This is a genomic window from Bacillus yapensis, from assembly GCF_005280205.1.
GTDB classification, from domain to species: Bacteria; Bacillota; Bacilli; order Bacillales; family Cytobacillaceae; genus Robertmurraya; species Robertmurraya yapensis.
Window position 1 is genome coordinate 262058 of record NZ_SUND01000001.1, and the last position, 14692, is coordinate 276749.

The 14692-nt window shown below is 36.1% G+C and carries 15 protein-coding genes and 1 pseudogene; 2 read left to right on the forward strand and 14 right to left on the reverse strand.

All coding sequences use genetic code 11. The features are described 5' to 3' along the window. Positions 1 to 31: 31 nt before the first annotated feature. From FAR12_RS01265 to FAR12_RS01280, 4 genes are all read right to left on the reverse strand, one after another. Positions 32 to 3142: an alpha-mannosidase gene (locus tag FAR12_RS01265; RefSeq protein WP_126405424.1), complete on the reverse strand. Its 3111-nt coding sequence runs from the start codon at positions 3140 to 3142 to the stop codon at positions 32 to 34. A gap of 291 nt (positions 3143 to 3433) precedes the next feature. Beyond that, complete coding sequence (locus FAR12_RS01270) at positions 3434 to 3946, reverse strand: DinB family protein (RefSeq protein WP_126405425.1); 513 nt, start codon at positions 3944 to 3946, stop codon at positions 3434 to 3436. Positions 3947 to 4262: 316 nt separating this feature from the next. Further along, entirely contained in the window at positions 4263 to 5291 is a 1029-nt protein-coding gene (locus tag FAR12_RS01275) for a DUF3231 family protein (RefSeq protein WP_170972045.1), read from the reverse strand. Positions 5292 to 5494: 203 nt separating this feature from the next. After that, a complete protein-coding gene (locus FAR12_RS01280) occupies positions 5495 to 6655 on the reverse strand; it encodes a D-alanyl-D-alanine carboxypeptidase family protein (RefSeq protein WP_126405766.1) in 1161 nt (386 codons plus the stop codon). A gap of 284 nt (positions 6656 to 6939) precedes the next feature. On the opposite strand from FAR12_RS01280, the gene FAR12_RS01285 reads away from it, so the two are divergent. Beyond that, positions 6940 to 7485, forward strand: coding sequence for a sigma-70 family RNA polymerase sigma factor (locus tag FAR12_RS01285; protein ID WP_126405427.1), 546 nt, complete (start codon positions 6940 to 6942; stop codon positions 7483 to 7485). Beyond that, positions 7460 to 8866, forward strand: coding sequence for a DUF4179 domain-containing protein (locus tag FAR12_RS01290; RefSeq protein ID WP_126405428.1), 1407 nt, complete (start codon positions 7460 to 7462; stop codon positions 8864 to 8866). The genes FAR12_RS01285 and FAR12_RS01290 overlap by 26 nt, the downstream gene beginning before the upstream one ends. 68 nt (positions 8867 to 8934) lie before the next feature. Here FAR12_RS01290 and FAR12_RS01295 read toward each other — a convergent pair. From FAR12_RS01295 to FAR12_RS01340, 10 genes and pseudogenes are all read right to left on the reverse strand, one after another. Continuing rightward, positions 8935 to 9105, reverse strand: a pseudogene (locus FAR12_RS01295) (DapH/DapD/GlmU-related protein); the annotation flags it as partial. Positions 9106 to 9152: 47 nt separating this feature from the next. Next, a complete protein-coding gene (locus FAR12_RS01300; RefSeq protein ID WP_126405429.1) occupies positions 9153 to 9617 on the reverse strand; it encodes a DUF2231 domain-containing protein in 465 nt (154 codons plus the stop codon). Positions 9618 to 10079: 462 nt separating this feature from the next. Next, positions 10080 to 10463, reverse strand: coding sequence for a hypothetical protein (locus FAR12_RS01305; RefSeq protein WP_126405430.1), 384 nt, complete (start codon positions 10461 to 10463; stop codon positions 10080 to 10082). Between the two features lie 30 nt (positions 10464 to 10493). Next, the gene (locus FAR12_RS01310) at positions 10494 to 11108 is read right to left on the reverse strand and encodes a VanZ family protein (RefSeq protein ID WP_126405431.1); all 615 of its coding nucleotides are present in this window, start codon (positions 11106 to 11108) and stop codon (positions 10494 to 10496) included. A 65-nt stretch (positions 11109 to 11173) separates the two neighbouring features. Continuing rightward, entirely contained in the window at positions 11174 to 11605 is a 432-nt protein-coding gene (locus tag FAR12_RS01315; RefSeq protein WP_126405432.1) for a GNAT family N-acetyltransferase, read from the reverse strand. 14 nt (positions 11606 to 11619) lie between these two features. After that, positions 11620 to 12024 carry a GNAT family N-acetyltransferase gene (locus FAR12_RS01320; protein WP_126405768.1) on the reverse strand — a complete coding sequence of 135 codons (405 nt, stop codon included), beginning with the start codon at positions 12022 to 12024 and terminating at the stop codon, positions 11620 to 11622. 140 nt (positions 12025 to 12164) lie between these two features. After that, positions 12165 to 13079 carry a VOC family protein gene (locus tag FAR12_RS01325; protein WP_126405433.1) on the reverse strand — a complete coding sequence of 305 codons (915 nt, stop codon included), beginning with the start codon at positions 13077 to 13079 and terminating at the stop codon, positions 12165 to 12167. 114 nt (positions 13080 to 13193) lie between these two features. Then, complete coding sequence (locus tag FAR12_RS01330; protein ID WP_126405434.1) at positions 13194 to 13649, reverse strand: GNAT family N-acetyltransferase; 456 nt, start codon at positions 13647 to 13649, stop codon at positions 13194 to 13196. A 225-nt stretch (positions 13650 to 13874) separates the two neighbouring features. After that, complete coding sequence (locus FAR12_RS01335) at positions 13875 to 14198, reverse strand: hypothetical protein (RefSeq protein ID WP_126405435.1); 324 nt, start codon at positions 14196 to 14198, stop codon at positions 13875 to 13877. A gap of 256 nt (positions 14199 to 14454) precedes the next feature. Further along, complete coding sequence (locus FAR12_RS01340; RefSeq protein ID WP_126405436.1) at positions 14455 to 14649, reverse strand: DUF4017 family protein; 195 nt, start codon at positions 14647 to 14649, stop codon at positions 14455 to 14457. Between the last annotated feature and the right edge of the window lie 43 nt (positions 14650 to 14692).

Below are 14692 nucleotides of genomic sequence, written 5' to 3' on the forward strand. Positions count from 1 at the left end.
TTAACATTCATTCGAGCTATTTTCCATCCATTTAAGAAAAATACAATAGAAGTGTCTTAATTTCATAAGGGTTGATCGTGAATTCAATATTACCTGTTTTCTCTTCTCCTTCAACCTGTTCCATTAAATTCGTTTCTACCCATTTTTCAACAGGTACCGCGAAATCTAATCTCACTTTTCCACGTCTGCCCTCAAATTCATGAAGACGAATAATTACGGCATTGTCATCTTCTTTTTTCTTAATCGCATCGACAATGACATGCTCGCCATCAATCTTCACAAACGACTTCTCTTGCGGAGCAAATCCACCTTTTACGGCCTTCAATGGATGGTTCAAATACCATGCCTGTTTGACCGTTTGCCCTTCTCGCCAATCACCCAAATGCGGAAGCAAGGAATACGTGAATTCATGCTCTCCTTGGTCAGCAGTCGGATCTGGATATACAGCCGACTTCAATAGTGATAGACGCATGGTGTTTTCCTTAATGTCATGACCATACTTACAATTATTTAATAGACTGACACCATAACCCGTTTCAGAAAGGTCAGCCCACTGATGACCAACTGTTTCAAAGCGTGCCATATCCCAGCTCGTATTCCAATGTGTCGGTCGCTTCACATTTCCAAACTGGATATCATACGTTGCTTCCGTCGTACGAATATCCACTGGGAACGCTACCTTCAAGAGCTTATTTTTCTGATGCCAATTCACTTTTGTTTGAAAATCAATACGTCGATTATGCGCATAGAAAATCGTATCCTGCTCAATCTGTGAGTTTTGGTATGTCCAAATGGTACGAACCACAGCTCGTAGCGGTCCGTTCTCAATTAACTCACTTGAGACAAGCTCCGTAATTTCCTCCATTTTTTCCTGGTAAAATAAATCGATATCCCACGCATCCCAGTATAAAGGTTTATCTTCAAAAATTTGAAAGACATTCCCATTGTGTCCAGTCTTAATGACTTCGCGCTCTGCTTCCTTATCATACAACGATTCTAATTGCTTCGAACGATTCCATTTTACTGAATAAAAAGGAGTTTCTAAGGAGTCTTCATTAAATACGAACGGGCTATCCGCTGGCACATCTCCTTGATGGAATTCAATTTCCACACCACCAAAGGAAGACGGTTTCTCCACTTTCACTAACCAGCCTTCTTCATTTCGTTGAGCAATCAGTTTCTCACCCTGTTTTGACGCCCAATAACCATTTCCTTCATCAAATGGAATTTGAGCAATTTGCTCATCCTCCCATTGGGATGCATTCAGAACCGTATATGTCTTACTTTCTGATGCAATTAGCCCCGCAACCTGCTGCTGCATGATTTCTTTTTGAATACCCTCGGTTTCAGCATACTCGACCTTTGAATCTTCATAGACCTCTTTAATCGAAGACCCTGGGATAATGTCATGAAATTGATTTCGCAAAATAATCTTCCAGCCTGCATCTAGCTGTTCCTTCGGATATTTTTCCCAAGTTGAAAGCAAGGCGTTCCATACAGATAACCATTCGATTTCTCGATAAGCTAACTCCAATTTTCGATTCATTCGTTTGTTGTTAGCCTGGCTCGTATACGTGCCCCGGTGATACTCCAGATACAACTCTCCATCCCATGTATGCACATACTCATTTGTATTCTCAATCTTCTCATGAAGCTTTTTGAAAAAATCTCCTGCTTTTGCAGTCTTCACCTTTGGGATTCCAGGCATATCTTCAAATCTACGACGAAGCTCTAGCATTTCTCGATTTACTCCGCCTCCCCCATCTCCATAGCCATAGGAAACGAGTAAATCCTGATTAATGTCTTTATTTCGATATGCTTTCCATGCTCCATTGACCGTTTTCGCCGTTAATAGACCGTTATACGTGTAAAACCAAGAATCTGGTGGATTCCATGGCTCAGGAGTCGTCACGAAATGCGTTAAGATCTCTGTCCCATCAATGCCCTTCCAATTGAACGTATCATGCGGCATACGATTGTACTGGTTCCAGCTAATCTTCGTCGTCATGAACGTATGGATACCCGATTTTTTCAAAATTTGCGGAAGTGCCCAGCTATAACCAAACACATCTGGAAGCCATAAATACTCACAGTTCACCCCAAATTCTCGATTAAAGAACGCTTTTCCATGTAAAATCTGTCTCACTAAGGATTCGCCACTAGGGATATTACAATCCGCTTCTAGCCACATGGAACCTTCTGTTTCCCAACGCCCCTCTTTCACCCGCTCCTTAATCTTTTCGTAGATTTCAGGATAATCATTTTTAATATAGTCATATAATTGTGGCTGAGTTTGAAGGAAAAAGTATTCAGGAAACTGCTCCATCAAGCGCAGAACTGTTGAAAAAGAACGAGCCGCTTTTTCACGCGTATGCTTCAGTCGCCATAGCCATGCTACATCAATATGGGTATGTCCGACACAATGAATCGTCACAGCATGATGCTTTTCAATTTCTCGTAAACTCGTTTGCAGAGCTTCCCTCGCTAGCTCACAGCTTTTATAAAACGAATCGTCGCCTGGCTTACTCCAATCAAGCAATGCAAAGGCACCGTTTAAGGCATTTACAATTTTGTGTTTCTCTGGACTTTCATCCCCTAGCTCTTGAATCGTTTGCCATCCAGCCAATGAAGTATAGTAAAGATCATCGACCGCTTCATCTAACCAGCATAATTCCGAAGTCTCAAGGGTATAGTTTTGAACTTTCGGCTCACCACCACCCTCAAGGCCCGACCATAAGCGGAAGTGTAGCTCAACCATTTTTCCACTATCCTCTGCTTGAAAAAAGACTTCTTGGTGATTCGAGTCCACACCTTGATAAGGCTTGCGATTGACGAATAACAGTGATTCAAAACCTGAGTTATTGCCTCCACCAGTGCGCCCAAAATCAAATAGGCCAACTACCTTTTTTCCTCGCCATCCGGTCGGAATCTTGATAGAAGTATGTAGCCAAAGATAGCGATCTCGCCCTTTCCATTGGTCACCTTGTTTTAAAACAAACCCATCCATACTTGCCGGCGGATAAGTTCCTAATTCTCCCTCATCCTCCATCGCTTGAAACTCATGTAATTCAATGGCATCACGATAACGGTATGCTGCTAATTCCTTGATTCTTTCCTCTAGCTTTCTTTCTGTTAAAAACATAGCCACACCTCATTTATTATGTTTTTATTTACAGGTTCCTTCGTTTGTGTAAACGTTTACATAAAGTCGTGAATTCTCGAATCTTTGTTAAACAAAGAGGGGTAGGAACCTTAAAAAGATTTCTGACTATTAACATTATATCAAGCCCACACATGCCAGCCAATTTATAATGTGAAATATTTCAGCAAAAGAAGAATCTGGTATCAAAAGATTGTTTGATTCACGCTCCTTTTTTCTTTTAGTAACTTCATTAAAAGAGTTAAATCTACTTTATTTCCTGCACTTGGTATTTCATAAGGGATCTACGGTTTCAAGTTTTTGCTCTAACTCCCGAAGCTGACGGAAGTGATGACGGAAGTGCATTCCAACAAGATCGTACCATTCCCTCGCATTTAACCAACCAAAGCCTCCATGTTTCATTTTGTAATTTATATTTATTGTATCTACTTTTGATTCCCATTGCTTTAATCTTTCTCTTACTTGCTCTAATCGAAAAGAAAGGTTTTCCCTACTATCTAAATTGTAAGGCGGTGAGTTTAATTCGTCCGGTAATTTGATTTTGATCGGGGGAAATCCTCCTATTTCAAATAAGTGTTCACCCGATTTTGTCTTACCTAACACTTGTTCTTCTTCCGATACAGCGCAAGCTTCCACTTTATCTATGTACTCATGAGCAACGACGATGATATGGTCGTACATCTGACAGATTGACCAAGTTCCTTCAGCAGATATGTACCTTAGTTGCTTCAGAGAATATTTTCTTAAATTGTCTTTGTATGTATCAATCACTTCTATAACACTCAATTTGCTCTCCCCTTTATAAAGTCCATATTAATTCCCTTACATGTACCTATGAATAATATTCCATCGTTTTGAGGAATATCCTCCTTATGTTTAAAGGGAAATATGTTTCATTGTTAACCACTTAAAACTGGGAACTCATATTTACCTTAGGATAAAAAGCAAAAACCAACGCCTAATTAAACAAGCATTGGTCTGGAGAGTCTCTTAGTATGTTTTTTTAGGAATCCACGTCAACAAAACCATTTGGATTCTAAGTGAGGGCAGATCAATTATGGGCTACAAAAGAAAAACTGAATCTAGTCATTCAAACTAAACCTCATCGCTGACCAGAAAGTTCTTCTCTATCGTCCGCTAATGGCACTTGTTCAGCCCACTTATGTTTAATCATTAACTTATATCCATCTTTCAATATATCTGCGAGTTCCATCGAAAGTCTCGAAAAATGTATCCCTAAATCATATCGTTGGCATGTAGCGACCGCAGTTCCATACAAACCTAGCTGAGTAGAACTTATGATCATTTTATGATACATGATAAGACGATCTGAAAAAGGAGAAATCGTGGAATTCGTTATTTCGGCATCTTCCGATCTTGGGGAAGGTAATCGGTCATTAGACAATAATGTTTCTAAAATTTCAACGTGCTTTCCCATCATCTTAACCCAACGCCACAAGAGGTCCCTAACTTCTTGTGATTTAGCCCCCTGAGCGAATGCCATACATAATGCTTTGTCCAACTGGGCCTTTTTCAAATTCCAGAAAATATCGCTGATTTCAATACAGTTCAGCGGCCTTTCTCCCCCTAGAATACCTTGGATAAAGCTCTCGTTTTGAACAAATTCGTAGTGATTAGGTGGATTAATAAATGGTGGCCTAGATACAATTCCTTTCTCTAACATGAGATCGGTCGCTAGGTTAAAAAGTTCCATCGTTTCATTTTGATTTTGAACGAAATAATCACGAATATCCCGACGTGTATTCGTAGATAAGGCAGCAGCATATCCAGCTAGCCCGTGAATACTTGCAATTTGCGTGTAGATCAAACAAAATTCATCGGAGAATAATCGGGGAGCGGCTAAATTAACATCTTCCTCTGTGAAGCCATGAGGAATAGGAAATTTTTCTTTCTTATAATATTCCTTGATCTTGGCCACATGTCCCACTGCTAAAGTTAATGCATATTCTAATATCGGGCGAATTGATTTGTCTTCAACAATTTTCAGCATGTATGTATAAACACATATAGCCATCGTATCATTTTGAAACTGGGTCCAGAGATTTGCAATCTCTGGTGCTGTAAGTCTTACGTTATGGGGGATTTCGTCCTCGTGCCTAAAATCATTCACTAGTTTCAATCCTTTCAAATAGTAACAGTTATACTCCAAAGAATTATCATTACCAATATTTTTCCAATACGCAACAGAAATATGTACACAAGAAAAAAGCACTTAAGTGTGCTTTAACCAGTTTGTTTATGCAAAATATTAAAAAAACACCAAATGTACGCATCTGGTGTTTTGAAAAAATATTTAGGTACGTTTATCCGAAATCAAAACCTTCTCGCACGAATTCGACTCATTCGAAATCTCAGGAACAAAATAATTCCCAGTACCGTAATAGCAGAAACCAGCGTAAAACCGTTTAAATTTACTAAAGGATCCTTTTCTTCAACCGCGGCAGCTTTTACTTCTTTTTCCGTTTTTATTTCAGTTATGTCCAATCCACTCGGTGGATATAAAAGAATCTCTTCCTTATTTTGATTCACTATTTTTAAGAGACCATCACTTGTGATTTTCTCTTTAAACTCTTCATTTTGTGCAATCGGAAATGCGAATATATCTTTCGTAACATAGCTTCGTTCTTTCGTTTTGTATTCATTTCCTTTTGGAATAGAGACCATATGGAAATTGGCGAATACATAATCAAGAAGTGTTCTCGTGTCTTTGTAGATAACTTTTTGTGTTGGTCCTTTTAAGACAACAGCTATAACAGACAAGTCCCCTCTTTTAGCAGTCGTAATTAAAGTCTGTTGGGATTGTTGAACATATCCATTTTTCCCTCCCGTAACACCTTCATACGGTTGCTCTTTCAACATCTTATGATGAGTAATCAGAGTAGTATCCCAGGTTTCCCCGTCCCATTTTAATTCTACCGTTCCAAAGATCTCACGAAAGATATCGTTTTTCATCGCATACTGCGTAAGTAAAGCCAAATCTCTCGCTGTGGTATTATGCTCAGGATCAAATAAACCGTGTGGATTCACAAAATTTGTGTTCTCCAGTCCGATTTCTTTTAAATAACCGTTTAAATGAGTCGCGAATGCTTCCACGGACCCATGTAAATGCTCCGCTATTGCAACTCCAGCATCGTTCCCAGAATTAATAAGTAATCCTTGGATTAACTTTTTTAGCGGAACCTGCTCACCAGCCTCCAAATACACTCTAGTACCATCGACATTTCTAGCATTTTCGCTAACCGTCACAATATCATCTAATTTCCCATTCTCGATGGCATATATAGCGGTAGCTACCTTTGTTAAGCTGGCAGGATACATGATTTGATCCGCGTTCTTTTCATATAAAACCCTACCACTACCTTCTTCTATTAAAATGGCTGATTCACTTGTAATTTCAGGAGCTACATCTAATTCAGTAGCCACAGCTTTATTATTCAAAAATATATTTATAAACAAAGTCATTATTAAAAACATGAAAGAGATCTTTTTAAAACCATCCATTTTCAAATTATTCATCAGTCCAATACCCCGAGTTCATAAATTTGTACTGAACTATTTTAACATAAAAATGTTAAGAACATATTACAAGCATCACACTTGTCTCTCCCAGTTAAAGGAAAGTGTATGTAATAATATAATTATTGCAAATTATTTTATTACAGTATGGAACGGAACTAACCCTAACACTGTCTAATGAGTAGATAATCGTCAAGGTCAAATATAGAGCATCAATACAAATTGAAGGGGGTGCACATTATATGTCTATTCTTAAATTCTTTCAGAGAAGTTCAGATTTAGAAGAGCATTCATTTGAATCACTTATTAAGAACGAACAGGAAAAACTTTATAAAATTGCCTATTCATACGTGAAAAATGAACAGGATGCATTGGACATTTTACAGGACACCATCATAAAAGGATTTAAATCCTTTGAAAAATTAAAGGATATGAATTATTTTTCAACATGGATAACACGTATTCTCATAAATACGGCTATTGACCATTTGAGAAAAGCAAAGGATGTCATTACGCTAGAACCGGATTGGTTTGACCCTAGACGAAATGAAGAAAACACGACCGTTATGACCATGGATCTAGACCTCGTTTTTGAAAAATTAAAACCGCAGCAAAAAACACTGTTACTCTTAAGGTTTTATTATGGTTATTCCATAAATGAAATGGCTGAAATACTTGGCATTCCAGAAGGAACAATTAAATCCCAATTGCATCGTACTCTTCAATTATTGAGGGCAAAACTTGAAAATGGAGGCGAAACTTATGGACAAACTTCAACGAGAGATTAAAAGTATGGTAGACCATGTAACCGTACCAACAAAAAAAGTTAATGATACTGTACAGGCAGCGATACTGTCTGCAAATAAGAGTAAAAATCGTTCTTTTAATATTAAACATAACATCATCGTAGGAATTGCATCTGTTTTCGTTATAGCAATTGGAGCATTATTATTTTCTTCTTACTCTCCAGAGTTTGGCATTGATGGTAATAGAACCTTAGTTACTCCTACTCCTGAGAAATCTGCTACAAAACCAAATCATGCGGCTATCCCCTACTCAGATAGTATCTTTTTTAATAAAGGGGATGAAGGTTTAAAAAGAATGGCACTTGAAGAAAAGACTCAAAATATATCACTAGCATCTGAAGACAAGGGGATTAAAGTCATTTTAGAAGAGGGATATATTGATAACCAGCGCATGGCTATTTCACTTCGTTTAGATCCGATTAACTTAAATGAAACTGAAGAAGTATCAAACATTTTAATGGAATTACTTGTTGACGGAGAATCTAAAGGCACCCATGGTTTTGGCGGTGGTCTGGAAATGAAAGAATTAGTCGACGAAGGAGGTATCTTGCAATTCACTGATTTAGGAAATCTACCTTCTCAACCTAAAATAGAAATCAATATACAATCAATTAATGAGATTGAAGGAAATTGGTCTTTTTCCTTTGATATGCCAAAAGAAGAAGAGGATATTCAGGAATCTGACATAGCTGAAAAAACAGACAAGACAGGAAATAGACTCTCAATAAATGAAGCTCATTTGACTCCTTCACTTTTAAAACTAAATACGACAACCTCCATAAAGCTTGAAGAAAATATGCCTGAAAATAGTTTTCTTTCTACTTCTTGCGTGGCTATTGGACCAGATGGAGTTGTGTACTTTAGTGGGCCTTCGAGATCGTATAGCAATGATGCAAATGCCCATAAGCCCATTGTTTCTGAGAAAACCATAAATGAATCCCTTGAAATACCTAGAGGAAACGACCTTTATTCTTTTAAAATAGTCCCGTATATCGTTACATTCAATGGAGCTGAACCAACTAGTGATGGGAACGGATTTAATTGGGATGAAATTACCTCTCCTTTCCAAGAAGGAGAAATTCTTGAGGCTTCTCCCAAAATTAAAGTGGAAAAAATCATATATGATACTAATAAAACTGTTGTCAATTATAAAATGGATTTAGACCCATCATTACCTAGAGTTCCGACAATAATAAACCATGAAACTGTGGAATTATTTGAGGCAATTTCTTTTAAAAAACAAGACAATCTTATTGAAGTAACCTATCCAAAAGTGGAAAACCCAGAATCCTTAGAACTTTTTATGTACGATGCTACTTATAAGGTGTTTTCAGATTTAGCAATTGAGTTTGATTTAAGATAGAAATGGAGAAACGGCTTTAGCTCTATATTTTATAGGGCTAATGCCGTTTTTTCTTCATCGCTGTAAGTTCAAATGTTTTCATTTATAGACTTTATAACTTTCGCTGCCACTCCTGCAATAACCATATTTTCTGGAACATCCTTCGTGACAACTGCCCCGGCCGCCACAACAGAATTTTCCCCAATCGTCAGGTAAGGTAGGATTGTTGCGATTGAACCAATCCACACATTTTTACCAATTAACCATTGAGTGTAACATCAGTCTATCTATTTACTCTAATTCACGCCTAATCATGTTCATATTCGAATTCAAAACCGTCATCAATTTGGAGTTCAGGAAGCTGCTGGTCATTGTACACAATTTGCCCACCTAGGTGCCCGGTTAAAGATATAAGTCCTGCACCAATAAGTGAAAGTAATATTACAAGTATGCGCATACTCTTTTTATCTCTAAAAATCAGCTTAATTATGACAATACTACTAAATACAATTAGTGTGGTTATCCCAAGAGTCTCATGAATCTCAATTATGTCTTTAACGTCTTCACCAAAATAGTCTTCTGCATAATCCTCATCTAATTTCCCTGTTAAATATGTGGGAATCCCACCCACTATTCCTCCTAGAAAGAGATACGTTGCCATTTTCTCATAGAAAGTAGGTTTCCAAAATGCAATTATTTGTATGAATACTCCAAACAAAAATAATGCAATCGGAAAATGTACAAGTAGTGGATGAATAGGAAAAGTTATCAATATATTCTCCTCCTTCGTGACCGATTAGTATTATCTAATCATATTCCCAAAAAGCAGGTATATACTTTATATATTCATTCCTTTTTAACAGAAGACCTTCCATCACGTATACTATTTCTTAGCTAATAATTGTCTACACTCGTGGGGTGCATTTAGCAAACATACTTGATGTATATTTCCCTTCTTTATCTAAACAACTCCTTCATTGAAGAATATTTCTACAGTTGTAGGTTTATTAACTTATTTTAATTATTGTGAAATTTAGTGCTCCTGTTTCTCTTTTCTACAAATAACGAAATTAGTGTTGCTAATGGACCCAAGTAAAATATCGATTCGTCATTGACATCTGTACAATGTAAGTTGTTGAAAATAAATTAAGGGTGCCAAAAAAGTCAATTGAACTTTCAGGACGCCCTTTATTTATTTGACGATTAATGTTTCGCCTCTATTCGATTTTAAGTACTAAATTTCTTGATATTGAAATATCCCTCTTACTTCTTCAGGAACAATTTTCACATCCTGAATTTCATATTTTTTATCCGGAGTTAAATTTAGTAGAACCATTTCTCCATTATCAAATGTTAACACTTCATAAGTATGAAAACTCGTGTTCTCACCCATTACCTTATTTATCTCTTCTAATGTTACGTTAGAGATATGAGCCTTACGTCCATCAGACATAAGCGATTTAGCGACTTCATAATTTTCCGCCCTTACCGCTTCCTTAAATGATAAACCTACATTAACAGGTCCTTTATCCTCTTTAGTCGTTTCTTGGTATACCATAAAACCTAAAACGAGATTTAATACGACCGACAACACGATTATAGTGTTTTTGGTTTTCATAGTTTCTCCTTTTCCCCACACAAGTATTTACTATGTATTTAAGTCTCTAATCATGTTTATTTTCAATTTTTCACCAGCACGCATAAAAACAATATAAACGAGAAACCCAATGGCGACTCCCAATACATTACAAATTACATCGTCAATATCTGTTATTCGTCCCCATCCACCAGCCAGAGTTTCTAATAACTGTAGTAACTCAATAGTTACGGAGAATACTAAGCCTAAAATGGTAATTCCTTTCAAGCTTTTAGCCTTATTCCACAGGAATGGTGCCAAAAACCCTAGCGGCATGAGCAACAGAATATTACCTCCCACGTTTCGAACGATAAGTGAAATCATAAAGATAATATCGCCGTCATATGCTGTTCCAATCTGATTGAAGTCCTTGATTATACTTGCCAGTGGTACAAGATTTAGTGTACGTGAAAAATAGATGGATTCATCATTAAATCCTAAAGCTATTGGAAATAGCGTGACGGAAACAACCATACTTATGTATATCACACTTAGAAATCTTAGGACCTCTTTTACCCACTCAACACGAATTTGCTTTTTATATTTTCTTCCTATTAAAATTCCGCGAATTAACAAATATCCTATAATTGCTAGATACACTATTAACCTACCATTTATGTAAATCAATTTTAAAGCCTCCCCCTCAATTTCCTTTTTATGTATAATTTCAACATACTATCGATAGGGGGAATTCATTTGTAACTTAAATCTTTCTTCAAATAATAATGCGTAAACTCTCTACCCACATTATCGATACTTCCATATACTTGATACCCATTTTTCTCATAGAATCCTAATGCTTGAAAACTTAAGGTATCTACTTTGATAAAATCACACTTTCTTTCTCTTGCAATCGTTTCTATTTCTTTTAATAATTTGGTACCATAACCCTCTCTTCGAATATCTTCGTCGATCATAAACGTGTGAATCTCTAGCCAGTTCCAACAGATTTCACCTAATATCCCACCACGAATCTCATCATTCTCACCCTTAATATAAAGGTTCACTGGCTCATATCTCCCTCTTAAATCCTCTGGAAAATGTGCTAAATTGAACTTGTAAAGCTCGTTATTGATATGATTCTTGTATTCATTATTATCTTCTCTTGTTATGTAAAAGCTCATAGTGTATATCCCCTTTATATGCTCCTATAATAAATAATCTCAGGGTCGCCTTCGTCTAAATTATCGACATACCCACTTTGGATGAATCCGTTTTTCTTAAATACCTCATGCATCTGTTTATTTGATTGATTCGTAGAAGAAAAGATTTTCGTGGTAGGTGCGATGTTTATAAAATGCTGAATAAGTGACGTGGCATATCCTTTTCTTCTCTCTGATGGTTTAACAATAATCAACGAGATAAAACTACAATCGAAGAAGTGGGTATCAAAAATCAAGTATCCCATAATCGCATTCTCATGTTTGACACCTATGCATCTAGCTTCATCAATTGCCTTTTTGATGTAATCATGCCTGCTATCGTTTCCTATCACTTCACTATCTATATTCACTACTTCTCCCAAATCATTTGATTGCAACATTACTAGTAATCTCAAAACCTTATCTCCTTGGATTTATTTATTGAACTAGTTCAACAAGAAAAAGCTATTCTCCTGCTTGAAGAAGAATAGCTTCAAATTGTTTTAAAAAGATTCGTTAATTAACTGACATAGTTTTTTCACTACCCATTGTATGCTTCCTGTAACTTTGCAAGATCAAGTTTCTTCATTTTAAGAGTAGCCTGATTGACACGATTAATTTGCTCTGGTGTTCCGTTCCTCATCATTTCGTCCATTTGTTTCGGAACAATTTGCCATGACACACCAAATTGATCCTTTAGCCAACCGCATTGTTCGGCTTCAGGCACCGCCGACAACTTCTCCCAATAGGTATCAAGCTCTTCTTGGGAATCGCAATAGACCATAAATGAGATGGCTTCGTTGAAACTAAATCGATGTTCATGTGCACTATCCATTGCAGTAAACCACTGATTCTCAAGCATGAATTCAGAAAACATAATGGTTCCTTCTTTATCAGGCGCCATTCCTTGAGGATAGCGAGCAATATGACCTAACTTTGCATTTTTAAAAACAGATGTGTAAAACTGAATGGCCTCTTCTGTTTTACCACATTTATCTCCAACAAACAGCAGTGACGGAATGATTGCTGGCCGCTCTTCTCCTTCTGGATTCGTAAGGAATAACTGCCACGACAAACCATATTTGTCTTCAATCCAACCAAATTTTTCACTGAAAGGATATTTATCAAGAGGCATCAATGCAGTGCCTCCTACCGACAATTTGTTCCAAACGTCACTTAATTTTTCACTCGCATCTTTATCTCGGGATGGATCAAAATTAACCGTGAAAGACACCGAGGGATTAATTTTGAAGTACGGTCCTGCACTGATTGCCATGAATTCCTGTCCCCACAATTCAAACATAACTAAATCTGCGTCACCTGATGGTGTGTCTTTGAGAGTTGTTATATTGGTAACTGATGATTCCGGGAATACAGAAGCATAAAACTCTGCCGCTTCAATTGCTTCCTTGTCATACCACAAATTTGGAACGATTCTTTGAATAGGATTTGTCATCATTTTTCTCCCTTACAAATGATATAGGTTGATTTTATGTATATTTCATAAAAGAGTGCCCTTAATATAATAGACAGAATTTTAGGTAAATCTACACGTTAGTATAAAAATTCTTTAGCTTTTAAACTCCATATAGTGACTTGAACTCGGATAAAGATTCTTTTTTAAAAATCCTAGAGAAGTATAAAATTTATCAGCTTCTTCAGTATCTGTATGAAGCACCAAAATTTCATAATATCTTTTTGCTTCTTCAATTAACTTTGTAACTAGAAGGCTTCCTATCCCGTTTCTCCGATACTCTTTAATAACATAAAACCTTCTAAGCCTTCCAATACATTGTTCTTTTGAAAACGGGTCTTTATTTAATCCACCAATCGCAACAAGTAAACCTTCTTCATTAAAAACACCAAATAAACTTTCTCCAATAAGATTGAAAGTATTACTCCCATTTTTATAATCCGTTACTAATCTTTCTACAATACGAAAACCCTCTTTTTTACTTTGCTCTAAGAATCTATTCAAATCAAAATCCAACAGATTGCTTATACGCTTTACCTCAAATTTACCCATATTAATTCCCCTAGTTACCATAATCCTCGATTAAGACAGATATATTTGTTTGGCCTTATACCTAAATACTTCCTCTAATAAAAACCTTTCCAATAATTCCATTATTATTTAGTTTATAGCAACTAAATCTTCAAGTCTTTCTTATATTCTCAATTTAAGTTACTTTATGTATATTTCTTCTTCATATTATTCAAAACAATCTGGTGACAGAAGACTTACGTTAGATTAGATAAAATAATCCTTGTAGTACACAATAGTCAAACATAAACTTAGCACCATAAACAAAACTAATCCTAAAGTAATTGGAGATAAACGGAATCGAAATAGTTTTACTCCTCCAACCTCCTGCCCTGTCATGCCTTTTACACCTGCATTGTATTGGTTTTGGCTTTGATTGGAAGAAAACAAAAATAACCATAATAAACCAAATATTATTACTCCACCTAAGAATAATATCTCCATAAGATTCCATTTAAAAATAATAGATATTACCCACAATAAGCCTGTTTCTATTAATATGGTTAAAATCACTGCTAAAAACTTTTTCAATTGTATCCCCCCATAAACGTCCTTTATTTACTTACGGCTTACATGTTAAAAAGTTCCAATTTTTTATATAAAGTTCATAAATTGAGAGTCGAAAAAAAAGAGACCTTAATCCTTCATCGATTAAGGTCCCTGTATTTTTCATAAAATATCAATAAGATTTGTTAAATCATTGATATATTCTTAAACTAATACCTTCATAAAGCTCATCAACTTCTTTTTTAATTTGGGAAGTATATTAAAAAAACAGCAATATTTCTTAACTGTTACCTCTTTTCACAAACTGCATTACAAGTGCCACAATAAATAAGATAGGTACATAAAAGACAATACCAAAAATAATTAAAAACCCTATTCCATCTCTAGTAGAAGGATCATTTGTGTCCATGAGTAAACTAATGATTAGTACAACAAACAAGACGAACCCAATTCCAAAAACCTTTAAAAATCTCAATTTACTCACCTTCTTTTTATTTTACTCGTAGAAAATCCCCTTC

Bases quoted from the DNA above. Each gene is read 5' to 3' on its own strand.
- FAR12_RS01265 (WP_126405424.1), bottom strand. From the start codon at position 3,142: ATGTTTTTAACAGAAAGAAAGCTAGAGGAAAGAATCAAGGAATTAGCA.
- FAR12_RS01315 (WP_126405432.1), bottom strand. From the start codon at position 11,605: ATGAGCTTTTACATAACAAGAGAAGATAATAATGAATACAAGAATCAT.
- FAR12_RS01330 (WP_126405434.1), bottom strand. From the start codon at position 13,649: ATGGGTAAATTTGAGGTAAAGCGTATAAGCAATCTGTTGGATTTTGAT.
- FAR12_RS01290 (WP_126405428.1), top strand. From the start codon at position 7,460: ATGGACAAACTTCAACGAGAGATTAAAAGTATGGTAGACCATGTAACC.
- FAR12_RS01305 (WP_126405430.1), bottom strand. From the start codon at position 10,463: ATGAAAACCAAAAACACTATAATCGTGTTGTCGGTCGTATTAAATCTC.
- FAR12_RS01320 (WP_126405768.1), bottom strand. From the start codon at position 12,024: ATGTTGCAATCAAATGATTTGGGAGAAGTAGTGAATATAGATAGTGAA.
- FAR12_RS01325 (WP_126405433.1), bottom strand. From the start codon at position 13,079: ATGACAAATCCTATTCAAAGAATCGTTCCAAATTTGTGGTATGACAAG.
- FAR12_RS01285 (WP_126405427.1), top strand. From the start codon at position 6,940: ATGTCTATTCTTAAATTCTTTCAGAGAAGTTCAGATTTAGAAGAGCAT.
- FAR12_RS01280 (WP_126405766.1), bottom strand. From the start codon at position 6,655: ATGTTTTTAATAATGACTTTGTTTATAAATATATTTTTGAATAATAAA.